The organism is Leclercia sp. UBA5958 (genome assembly GCF_002430365.1).
Classification (GTDB): Bacteria; Pseudomonadota; Gammaproteobacteria; order Enterobacterales; family Enterobacteriaceae; genus Enterobacter; species Enterobacter pneumoniae.
Genome location: NZ_DJCE01000004.1, coordinates 346,626 through 366,433, shown reverse-complemented (window position 1 = coordinate 366,433; position 19,808 = coordinate 346,626). Strand labels below are relative to the sequence as shown.

Sequence of the window (19,808 nt, the reverse complement as noted above, 5' to 3'; positions counted from 1 at the left end):
AGGTCTGTGAATGCGACATCAGGCGCGGATACTGTCGTACTCGCGATTATTATCAAATTCATGCTTAGCAAACGGACAGAGAGGAATGATTTTGCGATTCTCTGCACGCATTTTTTCGACTACTTTCGCCACCAGCTGTTTGCCCACCCCTTGCCCCTTCAGACTCGGATCGACATCCGTATGTTCAATGATGCTCAGGTGCTCGCCCGTAGGCACAAAGACGATTTCCGCGACCTGGTTACCTGCGGCATCATTGACATAAAACTTGTTGTGGCCTTCCTGAATTTCCATAATTTCTCGCTTATTTATGACGGTATTTAAGGGCGCCGCTCGGGCAGGTGTCGATGACGCGCACCACGGTATCTACATCCACTTCATCAGGGATGATCCAGGGTTTACGTTTAAGATTGAAGAGCTTTGCACTTCCACGCACGCAGTTGCCTGCATGCTGGCAGATACCGGTATTAAAATAGACATCAATTTTTTCACCGGTATAGGCGCGATACCCCGCTTCCAGGAGTTCGTTATCCATGACATTGCCTCTGTAATTATTATTGATTCGGCAGTAAGAATAGCGCTACGGCTCATTGAGAAGCAAAATGAAAAAGGGTGCCTCAGGCAGTTCAGATAGAAGAGTGGCGTTTTAAAAAGAGAGTGGAAGAAGATGCGCTTTTTTTCGTTTAAAGCTGTGATTGTTCAGGCTGACAGAGCGTTAAGCGGCTGATTATTTGTCGGGTGATGCAGGAATAAAGAGATTTTTTAAGAAAAGAGAAAGCTGGAGCGGGCGAAGGGAATCGAACCCTCGTATAGAGCTTGGGAAGCTCTCGTTCTACCATTGAACTACGCCCGCTTTGAGGTGCGTAAAGCATTATAGGCTTTACGCACACGCTGACAAGCCTGCTAACAGCTAAGTGGCGATTAAATAACCATTTAGCACTTCGGTTTTCCGCCCGGGGCGGGCAGATAGCGCTGGGGATCGATAGCCGTGGCGCGATAGCGGATCTGGAAATGCAGCGCCACCGAATTGGTCCCGGTACTGCCCATGGTGGCGATCTTCTGTCCGGCCTTCACGTTTTGCCCGTTATTCACCAGCATGGAATCATTATGCGCATAGGCGGTAATGTAATCCTCACCATGTTTAATCATAATCAGGTTGCCATAGCCACGTAGCTGATTACCCACGTAGACCACTTTGCCGGCACCCGAGGCATAAACCGGTGAACCGCGCGTGCCTGCGATATCTATTCCTTTGTTTCCCCCTTCTGCGGTGGAATAGGGAACAATCACTTTTCCACTGGCAGGCCAGACCCAGCAGCGCTGCCCAACCGGTGGCCAGGAAGAGGTCGGCACCGCATAGGACGGCGTGACGGCAGTTTTTCTGCTGCTCTTGCCAGACGATTTTTTCGAACCCGCGCTGCTGCCGTTCACGTTCAGCTTCTGCCCGATTTCGATGGTATACGGCGGAGAGATATTATTCAGACGCGCCAGCTCCTTCACGCTGGTGCCCGTCATCCGCGATATGCGATAAAGGGTATCGCCGCGTTTAACGGTATAAACCGCACCGGAATAACTGCCCCCCGAAGATTTACTGCCCGAACATCCCACCAGCAAAAGTGTGAGCGTCAGGCAAGTAAGCGCGAAGAGGTTTTTTCTCGTCAGGCTTCCTGCAAACAAAACAGTTCCTTATTCAACGTGAATGGCCGCCATATGATAGCAGCCCCCTTCCCGATGCCCAATCTTTTCACGGCAGCTGAACTCGTCTGCGGCCAGACGAGGTAACGGTATACTGGCGGATAGTGCCCGATGCGCTGTTATCTCCCCGCGGCAGGCAATAAAAAAGCCCCGACGCGGTAAACGTCGGGGCTTGTTTGTGTCTCTGTCAGGCTTACTTCACCGGACGCATCGCCGGGAAGAGGATCACGTCACGGATGGTGTGGCTGTTAGTAAACAGCATTACCATACGGTCGATACCAATGCCCAGGCCCGCCGTTGGTGGCAGACCGTGCTCCAGCGCGGTCACGTAGTCTTCGTCAAAGAACATCGCTTCGTCGTCGCCGGCGTCTTTCGCGTTAACCTGATCCTGGAAACGCTGCGCCTGATCTTCGGCATCGTTCAGCTCGCTAAAGCCGTTACCGATTTCGCGGCCACCGATAAAGAATTCGAAGCGGTCAGTGATTTCCGGGTTCTCGTCATTACGACGCGCCAGCGGAGAAACTTCAGCCGGGTATTCAGTGATGAAGGTCGGCTGAATCAGGTGCGCTTCCGCCACTTCTTCGAAGATCTCGGTCACGATACGACCCAGACCCCAGCTCTTCTCCACCTTGATACCGATGCTCTCGGCAATGGCTTTCGCCGAGTCGAAGTTATCCAGATCGGCCATATTGGTTTCAGGACGGTATTTCTGAATCGCTTCGCGCATGGTCAGTTTTTCGAACGGCTTACCGAAGTCAAAGACCTCTTCACCGTAAGGCACTTCCGTGGTGCCCAGAATATCCTGCGCCAGGGTACGGAACAGGGATTCGGTCAGCTCGATCAGATCTTTGTAATCTGCGTACGCCATATAGAGTTCCATCATGGTGAACTCTGGGTTATGACGCACGGAGATGCCTTCGTTACGGAAGTTACGGTTGATTTCGAACACGCGGTCGAAACCACCCACCACCAGTCGCTTCAGATACAGTTCCGGCGCGATACGCAGGTACATGTCGAGGTCGAGGGCATTGTGATGGGTGATGAACGGACGCGCAGAGGCGCCGCCAGGGATCACCTGCATCATCGGGGTTTCCACTTCCATAAAGTCGCGATTCACCATGAACTGGCGAATACCGGCCATGATCTGAGAGCGAATTTTGAAGGTCTTGCGGGATTCATCGTTAGAGATGAGGTCCAGATAGCGCTGACGATAACGCGCTTCCTGATCCTGCAGGCCGTGGAATTTGTCCGGCAGCGGGCGCAGGGCTTTGGTCAGCAGACGCAGCTCGGTGCAGTGAATAGAGAGCTCGCCGGTCTTGGTTTTGAACAACTTGCCTTTCGCGCCCAGAATATCGCCCAGGTCCCACTTCTTGAACTGCTCGTTGTAAATGCCTTCCGGCAGGTCATCACGAGAAACGTACAGCTGAATACGGCCGCCCACGTCCTGCAGCGTCACAAAGGAGGCTTTACCCATAATACGGCGGGTCATCATGCGGCCAGCAACGGCCACTTCGATGTTCAGCGCTTCCAGCTCTTCGTTCTCTTTACCATCAAAGTCAGCGTGCAGTTGGTCTGAGGTATGGTCACGACGAAAATCGTTCGGGAACGGCACGCCCTGCTCACGCAGCGCAGCCAGCTTCTCACGGCGGGTTTTCAGTTCATTGTTAAGATCGACGACCGCGTCAGCGCCCTGTGCTTGTTGTTCAGACATGTTGGTTCCTCATAACCCTGCTTTCAAACTTGCTTCGATAAATTGGTCCAGGCTGCCATCCAGCACCGCCTGCGTGTTACGGGTTTCAACACCGGTACGCAGATCTTTAATGCGGGAGTCATCAAGGACATAAGAACGAATCTGGCTGCCCCAGCCGATGTCAGATTTGTTATCTTCCATCGCCTGCTTCTCAGCATTTTTCTTTTGCATCTCCAGCTCATAAAGCTTCGCTTTCATCTGCTTCATGGCCTGGTCTTTGTTCTTATGCTGGGAACGGTCATTCTGGCACTGCGTCACCAGCCCGGTTGGGATGTGGGTAATACGCACCGCAGATTCTGTACGGTTAACGTGCTGACCACCCGCGCCGGATGCGCGATAAACGTCGATACGCAGATCCGCCGGGTTGATGTCAATATCAATATCTTCGTCAACTTCCGGGTAAACAAACGCGGAACTGAAGGAGGTATGGCGACGGCCGCCGGAGTCGAACGGGCTCTTACGCACCAGACGGTGCACGCCGGTTTCAGTACGCAGCCAGCCGTAAGCGTAATCGCCGATGATCTTGATAGTCACGGATTTCAGACCCGCCACTTCGCCTTCAGACTCTTCGATGATTTCAGTTTTGAAACCACGCGCTTCCGCCCAGCGCAGGTACATACGGGTCAGCATGCTGGCCCAGTCCTGTGCTTCGGTACCGCCGGAGCCCGCCTGGATATCCAGGTAACAATCTGCGCTGTCGTATTCGCCAGAGAACATACGACGGAATTCGAGCTGTGCCAGCTTCTCTTCCAGAACGTCGAGCTCGGCTACGGCTTCGTTAAAGGTTTCTTCGTCGTCGGCTTCAACAGCCAGCTCCAGCAGCCCGGAAACATCTTCCAGACCCTGAGACATTTGGTCGAGGGTATCAACAATGGCTTCGAGGGAGGAACGCTCTTTACCCAGCGCCTGTGCGCGTTCAGGTTCGTTCCAGACGTCCGGCTGTTCCAGCTCGGCGTTTACTTCTTCGAGACGCTCTTTCTTGGCATCGTAGTCAAAGATACCCCCTAAGAACGTCAGAGCGCTCCGTGAGGTCCTGAATGCGGTTTTTTACCGGGTTAATTTCAAACATGGTCTGTTTTCTTTTCTGGACTAGTCAAAATGCGGTGATAAGAGCGGGATTGTACCCAATCCACGCCCTTTTTTATAGCGATTACTGCCGTTAAATTGGCCAGATATTGTCGATGATGATCTGCAGGGAGCGGTTGCCACGAAACTCGTTAATATCGAGTTTATAAGCCAACTCCACTTCACGCACGCCGTTGTCCGGCCAGATAGAGGTATCAACATTAAAGGCGATGCCATCCAGCAGCGGACCGCCGCCAACAGGCTCGACCATAACTTTCAGGTGGCGTTCGCCGACAATGCGCTGCTGCAGCAGGCGGAAGCGGCCATCGAACAGCGGTTCCGGGAACATCTGCCCCCAGGGCCCTGCATCGCGCAGCATTTGTGCCGTTTCCATGGTCATTTCGGCTGCCGGAAGTTCTCCGTCCGAGACCACCTCGCCCTGCAGTAACGCGGGATCCAGCCACTCGGTCACCAGCGCGCCAAACAGCTGCTGGAATTCCTCAAACTTTGCCTCTTCCAGCGACAGGCCCGCCGCCATCGCGTGGCCGCCGAACTTAATCATCAGGTCCGGATGAAGCGTGTGGAGTCGCTCCAGAGCATCGCGCATATGCAGCCCCTGAATGGAGCGGCCGGAACCCTTCAGCGTGCCATCCCCCGCGGGGGCAAAGGCAATGACAGGACGATGAAAACGCTCTTTGATACGCGACGCCAGAATGCCGACGACACCCTGGTGCCATTCCGGGTGATACATCGCCAGCCCGCCCGGCAGCGTCTCGCTGCTGCGCTCCAGTTTCTCGCACAGAGTCAGCGCTTCGGCCTGCATCCCCTGCTCAATCTCTTTGCGGGTCTGGTTCAGCGCATCCAGTTCATTGGCCAGCATGCGCGCTTCGCCGATGTTATCGCACAGCAGCAGCGCCACGCCGACGGACATATCATCCAGACGCCCCGCCGCATTCAGCCGCGGCCCCAGGGCAAAGCCCAGATCGCTGGCAGCCAGCTTTAACGGATCGCGCCCGGAGATCTCCAGCAGCGCTTTAATACCCGGCCGGCATTTGCCCGCACGGATGCGGCCTAACCCCTGCCAGGTGAGAATACGGTTGTTAGTATCCAGCGGTACCACGTCTGCCACGGTACCCAGCGCCACCAGATCGAGATATTCAGCGAGGTTAGGTACGGCGATGCCGCGAGATTCAAACCAGCCTTTATCACGCAGCAAGGCACGCAGGGCCAGCATCAGATAAAACGCCACCCCGACACCCGCCAGCGATTTAGACGGGAAGGCGCAGTCGCGCAGGTTTGGGTTGATGAGCGCTTCTGCCGCCGGGAGCGTATCGCCGGGGAGGTGATGATCGGTGACCAGCACCGGGATCCCAAGTTCATGCGCGCGATCCACGCCGCTATGAGAGGAGATCCCATTATCCACGGTCATGATCATTTGCGCGCCGCGCGCGTGGGCTTGATCCACCACTTCCGGGCTCAGGCCGTAACCATCTTCAAAACGGTTCGGCACCAGGTAGGCCACATTGTCGCAGCCCATCGCCCGCAGGCTCAAGACGCTCAGCGCCGTACTGGTAGCGCCATCGGCGTCAAAATCGCCCACCACCATAATGCGGGTGCCTTCACGAAACGCGTTGTAGAGCATTTCAACGGCTTTATCGATACCGCTCAGTTGCTGCCAGGGAAGTATCCCTTTTACGCTGCGTTCCAGATCGTCAGGTTTTTTTACGCCACGGCTGGCGTACAACCGACGCAACAGGGGCGGCAGATCCGCAGGCAGATCTGCATTTTCATCCACTTCACGTCGGCGGAGCTGTATCGTTGATTTCACGCGAATTATTTACCGCCAAACTGTTTCTGGTGTGCATCAAGGAAAGCTTTCATCTCTTTCGGCCCCTGATAACCCGGCACTACATAGCCGTTATTCAGCACAATGGCCGGGGTGCCGGTCACACCGAACTGAACGCCCAGCGCATAGTGATTCGCGATGTCGATATCGCAAGAAGCCGGCTGAATGCCTTTGCCGCTCATGGCGTCATCAAAGGCTTTGTTGCGATCTTTCGCACACCAGATGGCTTTCATATCCTGTTCTGGCTGGCTCTGGACGCCCGCGCGCGGGAAGGCCAGATAACGCACGGTGATCCCCAGCGCGTTGTAGTCTTTCATCTCTTCATGCAGCTTGTGGCAGTAGCCGCAGGTGATGTCGGTGAAGACGGTGATAACATGTTTTTCCTGCGGCGCTTTGTAGATGATCATCTCTTTTTCCAGCGCATTCAGGTTTTTCATCAGCATCTGGTTGGTGATATTCACCGGCTGCGCGCCGCTCACATCGTACAGCGGCCCCTGAAGGAAATGTTTGCCATCTTCGGTGACGTACAGCACGCCGCCGCTGGTCATGACGGTTTTCATTCCGGCAATGGGCGCAGGCTGAATGTCGCTGCTGGTGACGCCAAGCTTAGCCAGCGACTGTTTAATCGCTGCATCATCCGCATGCGCCAAACCCGATAACGAAGCTGCCAGCAGAGTGAACAGCGCTAATGACTTTTTCATAATCCTTCCTTAAACAATTCGGCACTCACGCGCGTGGGTGGTGCTGTTGATGTAGCTGCCGCAAGCGTTCCGTGGCGACGTGCGTATAGATTTGCGTCGTGGAAAGATCGCTATGACCAAGCAACATCTGCACCACGCGCAAATCGGCCCCGTGGTTTAACAAATGCGTTGCAAAGGCGTGACGCAGAACGTGCGGTGACAGTTTTTCACTGTCGATGCCTGCCAGTGTGGCGTAATGTTTGATGCGATGCCAGAAGGTTTGCCGCGTCATTTGCTGGGCGCGCTGGCTAGGAAACAGCACATCGTTAGAGACACCGTTCAGCAGCCAGGGGCGACCGTGCTCAAGCCAGTTTTCCAGCCAGTACACCGCCTCTTCGCCCAGCGGAACCAGTCGCTCTTTATTCCCTTTACCGATTACCCGCACCACACCCTGACGCAGGCTGATATCGCTCATCGTCAGCCCGACCAGCTCAGAGACGCGCAGACCTGTCGCATACAACACTTCAAGCATCGCTTTATCGCGTAACTCCAGCGGCTGGTCAACAACGGGTGCCTGTAATAATCGCTCAACTTGCGCTTCGCTCAGATCTTTGGGCAGGCGTTGGGGCAGCTTAGGCGACGCCAGCGAGGCGCTGGGATCGTCCGGGCGAATTTTCTCGCGATAAAGATATTGAAACAGCCGACGCACAGCGCTGAGCAGCCGCGCAGAGCTGGTGGCTTTGTATCCCCCCTCAACGCGCTCGGCAAGCAGGGCCTGCAAATCGTCGCTTTGCGCAGTCGCCAGTTCGCGATCGTGATGATGCAGCCACGCCGCCAGCATCGTCAAATCGCGCCGATAAGCACTGAGAGTATTTTCAGCCAGATTCTTCTCAAGCCAGAGCGCGTCGAGAAATTGTTCGATGAGTGCGAGATCCTTTTCCACTTCCGCCCCTTTAGTTCTGCTGTCGGTGCATTATGCCTGAAGGCGTATCGTTTCTGGTACACTAGTTCGCAACGTCAAAGCAAGTATTGAGACATTTTAGCGATGAATATTGGTCTGTTTTATGGTTCCAGCACCTGCTATACCGAAATGGCTGCTGAGAAAATTCGCGACATTATCGGCCCTGAGCTGGTCACCCTCCATAACCTCAAAGACGATGCGCCGACCCTGATGGAGCAGTACGACGTGCTGATCCTCGGCATTCCAACCTGGGACTTTGGCGAACTGCAGGAGGACTGGGAAACGGTGTGGGATCAGCTGGACTCACTGAATCTGGACGGCAAAATTATTGCGATGTACGGCATGGGCGACCAGCTGGGTTACGGCGAATGGTTCCTGGATGCGCTGGGCATGCTGCACGATAAACTCGCGCCAAAAGGGGTGACCTTTATCGGCTACTGGCCGACGGAAGGCTACGAGTTTACCAGTCAGAAACCTATCACCGCAGAAGGGCAGCTGTTTGTCGGTCTGGCCCTTGATGAAACCAACCAGTACGACCTAAGCGAAGAGCGGCTGCAAAACTGGTGCGAGCAGATCCTCGGCGAAATGGCAGAGCAGTTTAGCTAAATCGCTACCGTCCTTGCGTCGGCTGTTGCTGAGCAATCATCCGACGCAGGTCTCGCCACTCGCCTTCATCCATGCTATCCGCCGATACCCATAAATGGTGGCAGCGCTGCTCTTCGCTTGCACGCAGACGCAGCATCATGCCGGCGTTAATCATCCACGGCGAGCCGACGATCTCCCACTCTTTCCCCTGCCAGCGCAGGCGAGAATCCATAAACAGTTTAATTTCACCCTGACGGGCGTTGATCCGCCGCTGGCTTCGAACGCTGTCAAAGACCACTAACGAGAGAAGTAGCAGCCAGAGCGGGGTATAGCTCAGCGGCCATGGCATTAACAGAATGGCGGCCGCAACCAACCCGTGGAGTAAAAGAGACATCCACTGTGAGCGCCACGAGACGCGTAAATCAGATTGCCACAGGACCACGTTCCCGATTCCGTGTTTGAATTAAAAGCACCATCCGTTGCAGCTCGCTGTCGGCTGGTTCGCCATGATTCATCAGCCAGTTGAATAAATCTGGATCATCACACTCCAGCAGGCGGATAAACAGCTGTTTATCTTCATCGCTCAGGCTGTCGTATTCATGTTCGAAGAACGGCATGATGGAGATGTCGAGTTCACGCATACCGCGACGGCATGCCCAGTGAATGCGGGCTTTATTATTAATATCCATGTCATTTTTCCTGCATAACGTTGGGTTCAGACACTGCTCCACGCCAGAGTTTTCCCTGCGTGAGGCAAAATCTAGTGTAACGTGTTTTCTGTCGATTCTTTACTGGAATATTACGCATAGGAAGAGGCTGCGCAGAAAACAGAGGCAAAACTGAAGCGGCTCGCACGCTCTTGCGTAACCTTTCGCAGAACGCGTTGAAGGCACGAATAGCCTGTTGAAACCGCTTGCATTGACTACAGTCTCTTTTACCATTAGGCATCAATAAAGCGTTAAGCAAATCAGGACATCACTATGGCATTTACCCCTTTCTCTCCGCGCCAGCCTGTCGCCTCTGCGCGTCTGCCGCTGACGCTGATCACCCTCGATGACTGGGCGCTGGTTTCCGTTACCGGCCCGGATAGCGAAAAATATCTGCAGGGCCAGGTAACTGCGGATGTGGGTCAACTGACGGAGCACCAGCATCTGCTTGCGGCTCACTGCGATGCAAAAGGTAAAATGTGGAGTAACCTGCGCCTGTTCCGTCGCGGCGAGGGCTTTGCTTTTATCGAGCGCCGCAACCTGCGCGATGCTCAGCTGACTGAGCTAAAAAAATACGCGGTCTTCTCCAAAGTTACTTTTTCGCCGGACGACGAGGTCGTGCTGCTGGGCGTGGCCGGTTTTCAGGCGCGTGCTGCCCTGACGAATCAGTTTGCAGAGCTGCCGGATGCCAGCAAACCGCTGACCACCGATGGCGTTACGTCTATTTTGTGGTTTGAACATCCCGCTGAACGCTTCCTGCTGGTCACCGACGTCGCCACGGCCGAGCGCCTGACCGAAGCGCTGCGCGGCGAAGCGCAGCTGAACGGCAGCCAGCAGTGGCTGGCATTGAACATTGAAGCCGGTGTGCCCGTCATCGATAGCGCCAACAGTGGGCAATTTATTCCGCAGGCCACGAATTTGCAGGCGCTGGGCGGCATCAGTTTCAAAAAAGGGTGCTATACCGGCCAGGAGATGGTGGCGCGGGCGAAGTTCCGTGGCGCGAATAAACGTGCGCTCTGGTATCTGGCGGGCACCGCCAGCCGCGTTCCGGAAGCCGGCGAAGACCTTGAAATGAAGATGGGTGATAACTGGCGTCGTACCGGTACGGTTCTGGCCGCCGTTCAGCTTGATGATGGCCGCCTGCTGGTGCAGGTCGTGATGAATAACGATATGGAGCCTGACAGCGTGTTCCGTGTACGTGATGACGCCAACACATTAAGCATCGAGCCGCTGCCTTACTCTCTGGAAGAGTAATAGCCCTGACAGACGACGAGTAAAAAAAAACGGTAACCCGAAGGTTACCGTTTTTTGTTATGAGAGCGCGCGCGCCGCACCGCGGTTACACCTGCCCCACATATAAATAAATCGCCAGGAAGTGACAGACACTTCCCCCCAGCACGAAGCCGTGCCAGATAGCGTGGTTGTAAGGGATGCGTTTGCAGACGTAGAAAATAACCCCTAGCGAATAGATTACGCCCCCTACCGCAAGCAAGGTCACGCCGCCTGCCGACAGTTTCACCGCCAGCTGATAGACCACAATCAGCGACAGCCAGCCCATGGTCAGATAGGTGACCAGTGATAGAACTTTGAAGCGGTGAGCGATGGTCAGTTTAAACAGGATGCCCAGCAGCGCCAGACTCCAGATAACAATCATTAACCCACGCGCAAGCGGAGAACCCAGCCCCACCAGCAGGAAAGGTGTATAGGTGCCGGCAATCAACAGATAGATGGCGCAGTGGTCGAATTTCTTCAGCCAGATCTTGGCTCGCTGGTGTGGAATAGCGTGATAAAGCGTGGAGGCCAGGAACAGCAAAATCATGCTCCCGCCGTATAAACTGTAGCTGGTAATAGCCATCGCACTGGCGTTAGCATCCACCGCCTGCACCAGCAGCAACACCAGACCGACAATACCAAAGACGAGGCCGATGCCGTGGCTGATGCTGTTGGCTATCTCCTCAGCCAGTGAATATCCCTGTGCGAGTAATGGTTTATTAACCATAGAGGTCTCCAGGAGAACATAAAAAAATAACGTATCGCCAGACTATGCTAACTGAGAATGATTCCAGTGAACACCTGTTAGCTAAAATAAAGTCTGATTTTCAGATAAGTTATATTTATCATATTGTTACATATAAACCTCACCGCACAGCTGTTCACTCTACTTTAAAGACATTCAAATTCAATGAGATAAAACTGCGTCTGCCCGGGATAGATGTCGGTGATGACCTGCTTTAGCTCAGACAAGGTCATGTTTTCTTGTCGAGCATGTTGTTCATCAAGCGTATCCAGCGTCACGGTCGCGGTGCCGGTCACCTTGATGGTGCAGAAATAGCCATCATCTTCATAGCGGCCAACGCGCAAAATATCACCTGTTTTAAAATGCGACTCGCTTTTATCGCGAAGGGTAATGGTCTTACGCCCGGCCAGAATGTCATCCTGAAAGCGTTGAAAAAAAGTGATGTCATTTGGCTGCATGGTATGATTCCTTAACGATGACGTCTGCGATGAGAGTTTTGCCACAGTGAGTATGTTCACCCACGCCGCGATTGCCAGTCTCAATAATCTGGAGATGATGGTCTACAACTTTGTCATCAAAAACCGCGACAAAGTCATGTATATGACCATTCGCGAGCTGGCAGATGCCGCGGGCGTGTCCACGACCACCGTGCTGCGTTTTTGCCGCAAGCTTAACTGTGAAGGTTATTCTGAATTTCGGGTACGCTTTAAACTCTATTTAGAGCAGAACGAACCTCAACAAGCTAATTTTGGCGCCAGCGAAATTATCAGCTTCTTTAAAGGTGTCAATAACGAAGAGTTTGATGCCCTGCTTGACGAGGCTGTAGATATTATTTTATCTTCGGAACGAATTATATTTGTCGGCGCGGGCACCTCTGGCTCCCTGGCAAAATATGGCGCACGCTTTTTCTCAAATATCGGAAAATTCAGCAACCATATCGACGATCCTTATTTCCCCGTCACTAACGATATGGCTAAAAACGCTCTGGCTATTGTCCTCTCTGTCTCGGGCGAAACCGAAGAGATACTGCGCTTCGCCAGCCAGTTCAGCCTGCATCACTGCAAGGTACTCTCCATTACCAGTCACGAGCACTCTCGCCTGGCGAAGCTGGCCGACTTTAATCTCTCCTGGCATGTGCCTCAAACGCGCATCGGCGGCGTCTACGATATTACCACTCAGATCCCGGTGATTTATATTCTGGAATCTTTAGGCCGTAAACTGGCGAAGAAACTGACAGAATAAAACATCCTGTTTTTTTGATGTAACAAATCACATTTAGCGCGAATTGTTATATCGTGACTTTTAATTCCCCTTTGTTAGACTCGAAAACAGAACGTAATTAACGAGATTAGCAAAGATGAAAAAACTCACCTTACCAAAAGACTTTTTATGGGGCGGCGCGGTTGCGGCGCATCAGGTCGAAGGCGGCTGGAACAAAGGCGGCAAAGGGCCGAGCATTTGTGACGTGCTGACTGGCGGTGCCCATGGCGTACCGCGTGAAATCACCCAGCAAGTGGTGCCGGGGAAATACTATCCGAACCATGAGGCGGTCGACTTTTACGGCCACTATAAAGAAGACATTAAGCTGTTTGCCGAAATGGGCTTCAAATGTTTCCGCACCTCCATCGCCTGGACCCGTATCTTCCCGAAAGGGGATGAAACCCAGCCAAACGAAGAAGGGCTGAAGTTCTACGATGAGATGTTCGATGAGATGCTGAAGTACAACATCGAGCCGGTGATCACCCTCTCCCACTTCGAAATGCCGCTGCATCTGGTGCAGGAATACGGCGGCTGGACCAACCGTAAAGTGGTCGATTTCTTTGTGCGCTTCTCTAAAGTGGTCTTCGAGCGCTACAAAAATAAGGTCAAGTACTGGATGACCTTTAACGAAATCAATAACCAGCGTAACTGGCGTGCGCCGCTGTTTGGCTACTGCTGCTCCGGCGTGGTCTATACCGAGCATGCTAATCCGGAAGAGACCATGTACCAGGTGCTGCATCACCAGTTCGTGGCCAGCGCCCTGGCGGTGAAGGCCGCGCGTCGCATTAACCCGGAGATGAAAGTCGGCTGCATGCTGGCGATGGTGGCGCTCTATCCGTTCTCCTGCAAGCCAGAAGACGTGATGTATGCCCAGGAATCCATGCGTGAGCGTTATGTCTTTACCGATGTTCAGCTGCGCGGCTACTACCCGTCTTACGTGCTGAACGAGTGGGAACGCCGCGGCTTCTCTATCAATATGGAAGCGGGCGACGAGCAGATCCTGCGCGAAGGCACCTGCGACTATTTAGGCTTTAGCTACTACATGACCAACGCCGTGAAGGCAGAGGGCGGTACCGGCGATGCAATTTCCGGCTTCGAAGGTAGCGTGCCGAACCCGCACGTCAAAGCCTCTGACTGGGGGTGGCAGATTGATCCGGTGGGCCTGCGCTACGCGCTCTGCGAGCTGTATGAACGCTATCAGAAACCGCTGTTCATCGTGGAAAACGGGTTCGGCGCCTACGATAAAGTGGAAGAGGACGGCAGCATCAACGATGACTACCGCATCGACTATCTGCGCGCCCACGTCGAAGAGATGATAAAAGCCGTCACCTACGATGGTGTAGATCTGATGGGCTATACCCCCTGGGGCTGCATCGACTGTGTGTCGTTCACCACGGGTCAATACAGCAAGCGTTACGGCTTTATCTATGTGAACAAGCACGACGACGGTACGGGCGACATGTCGCGCTCCCGTAAGAAGAGCTTTGAGTGGTATAAAACCGTCATCGCCAGTAACGGCGAAACGCTTTAAGCCCCACGGGCACATGGCCTCTCCCCTGTGGGGAGAGGTTCTATTTCCCGCCCGCTAATTCAAGAAAACTGCCCGTCACGTACGACGCCTTCTCGCTCAGCAGCCAGACAATCGCCTGTGCCACCTCTTCCGGCTGCCCACCGCGCTGCATCGGCAACATCGACTTCACCCGATCGACACGCCCCGGCTCACCGCCAGAAGCATGAATATCGGTGTAAATCAGCCCCGGACGGACGCAGTTCACGCGGATTCCCTGCGCTGCCACTTCCAGCGCTAAGCCGGTGGTCAGCGAATCCACGGCCCCTTTCGACGCGGCATAATCCACATACTCGCCCGGTGCGCCAAGGCGAGAGGCGGCAGAAGAGACGTTAACAATCGCCCCGCCTTTACCCCCGTGGTTGTGCGCCATGCGTTTGACCGCCTCACGGCAGCAGAGGAAATAGCCGGTGACGTTGGTCGCCAGCACCCGATTAATGCGCTCGGCAGAGAGATTCTCAATCGTGCTCTGTTCAAACAGAATGCCGGCATTATTGACCAGGGCGGTGAGCGGTTCTCCTTCACGATCGAGACTTTCAAACATTGCCAGCACCTGCGCTTCATCGCTGATATCGGCGCGCAATGCAAACGCCCTGCCGCCTGCGTCCTGTATGGCATTAATGACCTGCGTGGCGGCGTGGATGTTGTGATGGTAGTTAACCGCCACGGTATAACCTTCACGGGCCAGCTGCAGCGCGGTAGCTTTGCCAATCCCCCGGCTGGCGCCGGTAACCAGTGCGATTGCCATTGTTCACTCCTTAAAAAAAAACCGGGTAGCGCATGCGCTTACCCGGTTTGTTAATCAGTGGGGGATTACTGGTATTCGCTCATCGGCACGCAAGAGCAGAACAGATTCCGGTCGCCGTAGACATCGTCCAGACGTTTAACCGTCGGCCAGTATTTGTTTGCCACACCCGCCGGGAAGACCGCCAGTTCGCGGGTGTAACCGTGGTTCCACTCCGCCACCAGTTCGTTCTGGGTATGCGGGGCATTTACCAGTGGGTTATCGGTAAGCGTCCACTCACCCGATTTCACGCGGTCAATCTCACTGCGGATCGCCAGCATCGCATCGATAAAGCGGTCCAGCTCGACTTTGCTTTCAGACTCGGTTGGCTCAACCATCAGGGTTCCGGCAACCGGGAAGGACATGGTTGGCGCATGGAAGCCGTAGTCGATCAGACGTTTAGCAATATCCAGTTCGCTGATGCCGGTCTCTTCTTTCAGCGGACGGATATCCAGAATGCACTCGTGTGCTACGCGGCCATCACGGCCCGTGTAGAGCACCGGATAGGCATCTTTCAGACGCGTCGCAATGTAGTTCGCGTTGAGGATGGCGACCTGGCTTGCCTGCTTCAGCCCTTCGGCACCCATCATGCGGATATACATCCAGCTGATTGGCAGGATAGAAGCGCTGCCAAACGGTGCCGCAGAGACCGCGCCCTGACGGGTCAGCATGCCTTCGATCTGCACCACGCTATGGCCCGGAACAAACGGCGCCAGGTGCGCTTTCACGCCAATCGGCCCCATACCTGGTCCGCCGCCACCGTGTGGGATGCAGAAGGTTTTATGCAGGTTCAGGTGGGAGACGTCCGCGCCGATAAAGCCAGGGGTCGTGATACCCACCTGGGCATTCATGTTTGCGCCATCCAGGTAAACCTGGCCGCCATACTGGTGCACGATTTCGCAGACTTCGCGGATAGTCTCTTCGTACACACCGTGAGTGGACGGGTAAGTGACCATGATGCAGGAGAGCTTGTCACCGGTCTGCTCGGCTTTCGCCCGCAGATCCGCAAGATCGATGTTGCCGTTCTTATCGCAAGCGACCACCACCACTTCCATACCCGCCATCTGAGCAGAGGCTGGGTTGGTGCCGTGCGCGGAGCTTGGGATCAGGCAGATATCGCGATGCCCTTCGTTGCGGCTTTCATGATAGTGGCGAATCGCCAGCAGGCCCGCGTATTCACCCTGCGCGCCGGAGTTCGGCTGCATGCAGAGCGCGTCGTAGCCGGTCAGCTTCACCAGCCAGTCAGAGAGCTGGTTGATCATCTGATGGTAACCTTCCGCCTGATCTGCGGGGCAGAACGGGTGCAGCTCGGCGAATTCCGGCCAGGTGATCGGGATCATCTCGGCCGCGGCGTTGAGCTTCATGGTGCATGACCCCAGCGGGATCATCGCCTGGTTCAGCGCCAGATCTTTGCGCTCCAGAGAGTGCATATAACGCATCATCTCCGTTTCGCTGTGGTAACGGTTAAAGACCGGATGGGTCAGGATGTCGTCGTTACGCAGCATGCTTTCCTGGATGGAGCGGCTATCGTGCGCCACCTCTTTATCCAGCGTGTCGATGTTCAGGCCATGGTCTGCACCCAGCAGGACATCGAACAGCGCCGCAACATCGTCGCGGGTCGTGGTTTCGTTCAGCGTAATACCCACCGCGTTCAGGATGTCGCTGCGCAGGTTAATCTCTGCGGCCTCGGCGCGCGCCAGCACGGCGGCCTTGTCGGCAACCTCAACACACAGGGTGTCGAAGAAGTGGGCGTGACGCAGCTTTTGCCCTTTTTGCTGCAGACCCGCCGCCAGGATATCGGCGAAGCGATGAATGCGGGAAGCAATGCGCTTCAGGCCAGCCGGGCCATGGAAGACGGCATACAGGCTGGCGATGTTGGCTAGCAGTACCTGAGAGGTACAGATGTTGGAGTTCGCTTTCTCGCGGCGGATATGCTGCTCGCGCGTCTGCATCGCCATGCGCAGCGCGGTATTACCGGCCGCATCTTTAGAGACGCCGATAATACGGCCCGGCATGGAGCGTTTGAATTCATCTTTTGCGGCAAAGAAGGCCGCGTGCGGGCCACCGTAGCCCATCGGAACGCCAAAGCGCTGGGCAGAGCCGAAGACGATGTCCGCCCCCTGTTTACCCGGCGCCGTGAGCAGTACCAGCGACATAAAATCGGCCGCTACGCTGACCACGATTTTACGGGCTTTCAGCTCGGCAATAAGATCGCTGTAATCGTGGACTTCACCGGTGGTGCCCACCTGCTGCAACAGCACGCCAAAGACATCCTGATGATCCTTCACCTTTTCGGCATCATCCACAATGACGTCAAACCCGAAGGTTTCCGCACGGGTACGTACTACGTCCAGGGTTTGCGGATGGATATCGGCCGCGACGAAGAAGCGGTTTGCGCCCTTCAGTTTGCTGACGCGTTTTGCCATTGCCATGGCTTCGGCAGCGGCGGTGGCTTCATCCAGCAGTGAGGCAGAAGCAATATCCAGCCCCGTGAGATCCAGCGTCACCTGCTGGAAGTTCAGCAGCGCTTCCAGACGGCCCTGAGAGACTTCCGGCTGATACGGCGTATAGGCGGTATACCAGCCCGGATTTTCCAGCATATTGCGCAGAATAACCGGCGGCAACTGTACCGGGGTGTAGCCCATGCCAATGTAAGACTTAAAGCGCTTGTTAAGGCCGGCAATCGCCTTCAGCTCCGCCAGCGCGGCAAATTCCGTCGTGGCATCGCCTACCTGCGGCGGTGTGGCAAGCTGGATGTCTTTTGGCACGATCTGGCCGATCAGGGCGTTTAATGAATCTGCGCCAACCGTGTTCAGCATCTCCTGCTGTTGCTGAGCATCCGGCCCGATGTGACGTTCAATAAAGGCGCCACGATTTTCAAGCTGGCTTAAAGTCTGTGTCATGAGCGATGGTTCCTGAAACGTGCAGTGAATGTGTATTCTCCCTCTCCCTGAGGGAGAGGGCTGGGGTGAGGGTGTCGTCTGTTCCCCTCACCCTACCCTCTCCCCAAAGGGAAGAGGGAAAAGGCTTACTCGTCTTCTAACAGTGCTTCGTACGCGGTGGCATCCAGCAGCGCGGCAACTTCCGCTTCATCGCTGGCTTTGATTTTAAAGATCCAGCCGCCCGCGTAAGGTTCGCTGTTTACCAGCTCCGGGGAGTCGCTCAGCGCGTCATTCACGGCAACGATTTCGCCGCCAACCGGCGCGTAGATGTCAGAAGCGGCTTTCACAGACTCCGCCACCGCACAGTCATCGCCTGCGCTAACGGTCGCGCCCACTTCCGGCAGGTCAACAAAGACCATGTCACCCAGCAGCTCTTGCGCATGCTCGGTGATGCCTACCGTGTAAGTGCCGTCCGCCTCTTTGCGCAGCCACTCGTGTTCTTTGCTGTATTTCAGTTCTGCTGGCACATTGCTCATTGAAGTTCTCCTGATAAAAATAATTAGACGACCGGCTTACCGGCGCGAACAAAAATCGGTTTAGTGACGGCAACCGGCATCTCGCGATTGCGGATCTGTACAACGGCAGTTTCGCCAATGCCCGCCGGTACGCGTGCCAGCGCAATGCTGTAGCCCAGGGTCGGCGAGAAGGTGCCGCTGGTGATCACCCCTTCGCGATGATTGCCATCGGCATCGGTGAAGCGCACCGGCAGTTCACCGCGCAGCACGCCTTTGTCTTTCATGACCAGGCCAACCAGCTGTTCGGTGCCCTTCTCACGCTGCATCTCCAGCGCTTCGCGACCGATAAAGTCACGGTCAGCCGGTTCCCAGGCAATGGTCCAGCCCATATTCGCAGCCAGCGGAGAGACGCCTTCGTCCATCTCCTGGCCATATAAATTCATACCGGCTTCCAGACGCAGCGTATCGCGCGCCCCCAGGCCTGCCGGTTTCACGCCAGCTTCTACCAGCGCACGCCAGAAATCTGCGGCTTTCTCGTTAGGCATGGCAATTTCATAGCCCGCCTCGCCGGTGTATCCGGTGGTGGCAATGAACAGGTCACCTGCCTGCACGCCAAAGAACGGCTTCATGCCTTCGGTGGCGTTACGCTGCTCATCGCTAAACAGCGTCGCGGCTTTCGCCTGGGCATTCGGCCCCTGAACGGCAATCAGCGACAGATCGTCACGGACGGTAATGTCGATGGCGTAAGGTTCGGCGTGTTGGGTAATCCAGGAGAGGTCTTTTTCGCGGGTGGCGGAGTTTACAACGAGGCGGAAGAAATCTTCAGTGAAGTAATAGACGATGAGGTCATCAATCACGCCGCCGGAGGCATTGAGCATGCCGGTATAGAGCGCTTTTCCCGGCGTCTTCAGTTTGGCGACGTCGTTGGCCAGCAGATAACGTAAAAACTCCCGGGTGCGGCTGCCGTGCAGATCGACAATGGTCATGTGGGAAACGTCGAACATGCCGGCATCGGTGCGCACGGCGTGGTGCTCATCAATTTGTGAGCCGTAGTGCAGCGGCATCATCCAGCCATGGAAATCCACCATGCGCGCGCCACATAACGTGTGCTGTTCGTACAAAGGAGTCTGTTGAGCCATCTTTTCCTCGTTGAATAAGCAGGGCTATCTTTGCGTTTCATGCGGTTTTATCCCCACGAAACCCGGCATCGGCACCACTCCTGGATGTCGACGCAAACGTTCTCTTTGACCTGAACTTACCACCGAAAACGGCGGCAAACCATAAGCGAAAATGGGCCATCACATTAGCTTATGACCAAAAAGGTGCCGAAAGCCTACAGAGTTATTCACTAGAATTATGCGATACAGGCCGCACAAATCCAGCATCACACCCGCCGCATTCTGTTAAAAATGATATTTAATCTGGAAAAACGGGATGATTTTCCGCAACATAAAAATCACCACATTAGTTTTATTAATGCGAAAAAGCGGGTGAAAT

General features: G+C 54.9%; 20 protein-coding genes and 1 tRNA gene. 4 read left to right on the top strand and 17 right to left on the bottom strand.

The features are described 5' to 3' along the window. Positions 1–18: 18 nt before the first annotated feature. From B2Q93_RS06275 to xerD, 9 genes are all read right to left on the bottom strand, one after another. Entirely contained in the window at positions 19–291 is a 273-nt protein-coding gene (locus B2Q93_RS06275; RefSeq protein ID WP_040074156.1) for a GNAT family N-acetyltransferase, read from the bottom strand. Positions 292–301: 10 nt separating this feature from the next. Beyond that, positions 302–532 carry a 4Fe-4S mono-cluster protein YjdI gene (gene yjdI, locus B2Q93_RS06270; RefSeq protein ID WP_040074154.1) on the bottom strand — a complete coding sequence of 77 codons (231 nt, stop codon included), beginning with the start codon at positions 530–532 and terminating at the stop codon, positions 302–304. 244 nt (positions 533–776) lie between these two features. Then, a tRNA-Gly gene (locus B2Q93_RS06265) sits at positions 777–850 on the bottom strand. Positions 851–930: 80 nt separating this feature from the next. After that, positions 931–1,674 carry an amidase activator ActS gene (gene actS / locus B2Q93_RS06260; RefSeq protein ID WP_046887109.1) on the bottom strand — a complete coding sequence of 248 codons (744 nt, stop codon included), beginning with the start codon at positions 1,672–1,674 and terminating at the stop codon, positions 931–933. A 211-nt stretch (positions 1,675–1,885) separates the two neighbouring features. Next, a complete protein-coding gene (gene lysS, locus B2Q93_RS06255) occupies positions 1,886–3,403 on the bottom strand; it encodes a lysine--tRNA ligase (RefSeq protein ID WP_040074151.1) in 1,518 nt (505 codons plus the stop codon). A gap of 9 nt (positions 3,404–3,412) precedes the next feature. Beyond that, a protein-coding gene (gene prfB / locus B2Q93_RS06250; protein ID WP_154298971.1) for a peptide chain release factor 2 occupies positions 3,413–4,511 on the bottom strand; the annotation gives its coding sequence in 2 pieces (ribosomal slippage) (positions 3,413–4,435 and positions 4,437–4,511; 1,098 coding nt in all). Between the two features lie 90 nt (positions 4,512–4,601). Beyond that, positions 4,602–6,335 carry a single-stranded-DNA-specific exonuclease RecJ gene (recJ, locus tag B2Q93_RS06245; protein ID WP_286932246.1) on the bottom strand — a complete coding sequence of 578 codons (1,734 nt, stop codon included), beginning with the start codon at positions 6,333–6,335 and terminating at the stop codon, positions 4,602–4,604. A 5-nt stretch (positions 6,336–6,340) separates the two neighbouring features. Beyond that, positions 6,341–7,054, bottom strand: a complete 714-nt coding sequence (gene dsbC / locus B2Q93_RS06240; RefSeq protein ID WP_040074147.1) for a bifunctional protein-disulfide isomerase/oxidoreductase DsbC — start codon at positions 7,052–7,054, stop codon at positions 6,341–6,343. A gap of 25 nt (positions 7,055–7,079) precedes the next feature. Continuing rightward, entirely contained in the window at positions 7,080–7,976 is an 897-nt protein-coding gene (gene xerD / locus B2Q93_RS06235; protein ID WP_040074146.1) for a site-specific tyrosine recombinase XerD, read from the bottom strand. 102 nt (positions 7,977–8,078) lie between these two features. On the opposite strand from xerD, the gene fldB reads away from it, so the two are divergent. Beyond that, a complete protein-coding gene (gene fldB, locus B2Q93_RS06230) occupies positions 8,079–8,600 on the top strand; it encodes a flavodoxin FldB (RefSeq protein ID WP_040074145.1) in 522 nt (173 codons plus the stop codon). A gap of 4 nt (positions 8,601–8,604) precedes the next feature. Here fldB and B2Q93_RS06225 read toward each other — a convergent pair whose 3' ends face one another. Both B2Q93_RS06225 and sdhE read right to left on the bottom strand, forming a co-directional pair. Then, on the bottom strand, positions 8,605–9,021 hold the full coding sequence (locus B2Q93_RS06225; RefSeq protein ID WP_046887112.1) for a protein YgfX: 417 nt from the start codon (positions 9,019–9,021) through the stop codon (positions 8,605–8,607). Then, positions 9,002–9,268 (bottom strand): FAD assembly factor SdhE, encoded by a 267-nt coding sequence (sdhE, locus tag B2Q93_RS06220; RefSeq protein WP_040074142.1) that lies wholly within the window; start codon positions 9,266–9,268, stop codon positions 9,002–9,004. The genes B2Q93_RS06225 and sdhE overlap by 20 nt, the downstream gene beginning before the upstream one ends. Positions 9,269–9,559: 291 nt before the next feature. Here sdhE and ygfZ point away from each other — a divergent pair, with 291 nt between their 5' ends. Continuing rightward, the gene (ygfZ, locus tag B2Q93_RS06215; RefSeq protein WP_207292359.1) at positions 9,560–10,540 is read left to right on the top strand and encodes a tRNA-modifying protein YgfZ; all 981 of its coding nucleotides are present in this window, start codon (positions 9,560–9,562) and stop codon (positions 10,538–10,540) included. 85 nt (positions 10,541–10,625) lie between these two features. Here ygfZ and trhA read toward each other — a convergent pair whose 3' ends face one another. Both trhA and yqfB read right to left on the bottom strand, forming a co-directional pair. Further along, entirely contained in the window at positions 10,626–11,285 is a 660-nt protein-coding gene (trhA, locus tag B2Q93_RS06210) for a PAQR family membrane homeostasis protein TrhA (RefSeq protein ID WP_040074140.1), read from the bottom strand. Between the two features lie 164 nt (positions 11,286–11,449). Beyond that, positions 11,450–11,761 carry a N(4)-acetylcytidine aminohydrolase gene (gene yqfB / locus B2Q93_RS06205; RefSeq protein ID WP_040074139.1) on the bottom strand — a complete coding sequence of 104 codons (312 nt, stop codon included), beginning with the start codon at positions 11,759–11,761 and terminating at the stop codon, positions 11,450–11,452. A gap of 52 nt (positions 11,762–11,813) precedes the next feature. On the opposite strand from yqfB, the gene B2Q93_RS06200 reads away from it, so the two are divergent. Both B2Q93_RS06200 and B2Q93_RS06195 read left to right on the top strand, forming a co-directional pair. Beyond that, positions 11,814–12,545, top strand: a complete 732-nt coding sequence (locus B2Q93_RS06200; protein WP_046887115.1) for a MurR/RpiR family transcriptional regulator — start codon at positions 11,814–11,816, stop codon at positions 12,543–12,545. A 115-nt stretch (positions 12,546–12,660) separates the two neighbouring features. After that, positions 12,661–14,094: a 6-phospho-beta-glucosidase gene (locus B2Q93_RS06195; protein ID WP_286932243.1), complete on the top strand. Its 1,434-nt coding sequence runs from the start codon at positions 12,661–12,663 to the stop codon at positions 14,092–14,094. A gap of 40 nt (positions 14,095–14,134) precedes the next feature. Here the strand turns inward: B2Q93_RS06195 and B2Q93_RS06190 are convergent, their stop codons facing one another. The 4 genes from B2Q93_RS06190 to gcvT form a co-directional block, all read right to left on the bottom strand. Then, positions 14,135–14,878 carry an SDR family oxidoreductase gene (locus B2Q93_RS06190; protein WP_046887117.1) on the bottom strand — a complete coding sequence of 248 codons (744 nt, stop codon included), beginning with the start codon at positions 14,876–14,878 and terminating at the stop codon, positions 14,135–14,137. A gap of 65 nt (positions 14,879–14,943) precedes the next feature. After that, positions 14,944–17,817 (bottom strand): aminomethyl-transferring glycine dehydrogenase, encoded by a 2,874-nt coding sequence (gene gcvP / locus B2Q93_RS06185; protein ID WP_286932242.1) that lies wholly within the window; start codon positions 17,815–17,817, stop codon positions 14,944–14,946. Positions 17,818–17,942: 125 nt separating this feature from the next. Further along, on the bottom strand, positions 17,943–18,332 hold the full coding sequence (gcvH, locus tag B2Q93_RS06180) for a glycine cleavage system protein GcvH (protein ID WP_040074134.1): 390 nt from the start codon (positions 18,330–18,332) through the stop codon (positions 17,943–17,945). A 23-nt stretch (positions 18,333–18,355) separates the two neighbouring features. Continuing rightward, entirely contained in the window at positions 18,356–19,450 is a 1,095-nt protein-coding gene (gene gcvT / locus B2Q93_RS06175) for a glycine cleavage system aminomethyltransferase GcvT (RefSeq protein WP_207292362.1), read from the bottom strand. Between the last annotated feature and the right edge of the window lie 358 nt (positions 19,451–19,808).

Coding starts and splice junctions, on each gene's coding strand:
- B2Q93_RS06275 (WP_040074156.1), bottom strand. CDS start 291: ATGGAAATTCAGGAAGGCCACAACAAGTTTTATGTCAATGATGCCGCA.
- yjdI (WP_040074154.1), bottom strand. CDS start 532: ATGGATAACGAACTCCTGGAAGCGGGGTATCGCGCCTATACCGGTGAA.
- lysS (WP_040074151.1), bottom strand. CDS start 3,403: ATGTCTGAACAACAAGCACAGGGCGCTGACGCGGTCGTCGATCTTAAC.
- dsbC (WP_040074147.1), bottom strand. CDS start 7,054: ATGAAAAAGTCATTAGCGCTGTTCACTCTGCTGGCAGCTTCGTTATCG.
- fldB (WP_040074145.1), top strand. CDS start 8,079: ATGAATATTGGTCTGTTTTATGGTTCCAGCACCTGCTATACCGAAATG.
- sdhE (WP_040074142.1), bottom strand. CDS start 9,268: ATGGATATTAATAATAAAGCCCGCATTCACTGGGCATGCCGTCGCGGT.
- ygfZ (WP_207292359.1), top strand. CDS start 9,560: ATGGCATTTACCCCTTTCTCTCCGCGCCAGCCTGTCGCCTCTGCGCGT.
- trhA (WP_040074140.1), bottom strand. CDS start 11,285: ATGGTTAATAAACCATTACTCGCACAGGGATATTCACTGGCTGAGGAG.
- yqfB (WP_040074139.1), bottom strand. CDS start 11,761: ATGCAGCCAAATGACATCACTTTTTTTCAACGCTTTCAGGATGACATT.
- B2Q93_RS06200 (WP_046887115.1), top strand. CDS start 11,814: ATGTTCACCCACGCCGCGATTGCCAGTCTCAATAATCTGGAGATGATG.
- B2Q93_RS06195 (WP_286932243.1), top strand. CDS start 12,661: ATGAAAAAACTCACCTTACCAAAAGACTTTTTATGGGGCGGCGCGGTT.
- B2Q93_RS06190 (WP_046887117.1), bottom strand. CDS start 14,878: ATGGCAATCGCACTGGTTACCGGCGCCAGCCGGGGGATTGGCAAAGCT.
- gcvP (WP_286932242.1), bottom strand. CDS start 17,817: ATGACACAGACTTTAAGCCAGCTTGAAAATCGTGGCGCCTTTATTGAA.
- gcvH (WP_040074134.1), bottom strand. CDS start 18,332: ATGAGCAATGTGCCAGCAGAACTGAAATACAGCAAAGAACACGAGTGG.
- gcvT (WP_207292362.1), bottom strand. CDS start 19,450: ATGGCTCAACAGACTCCTTTGTACGAACAGCACACGTTATGTGGCGCG.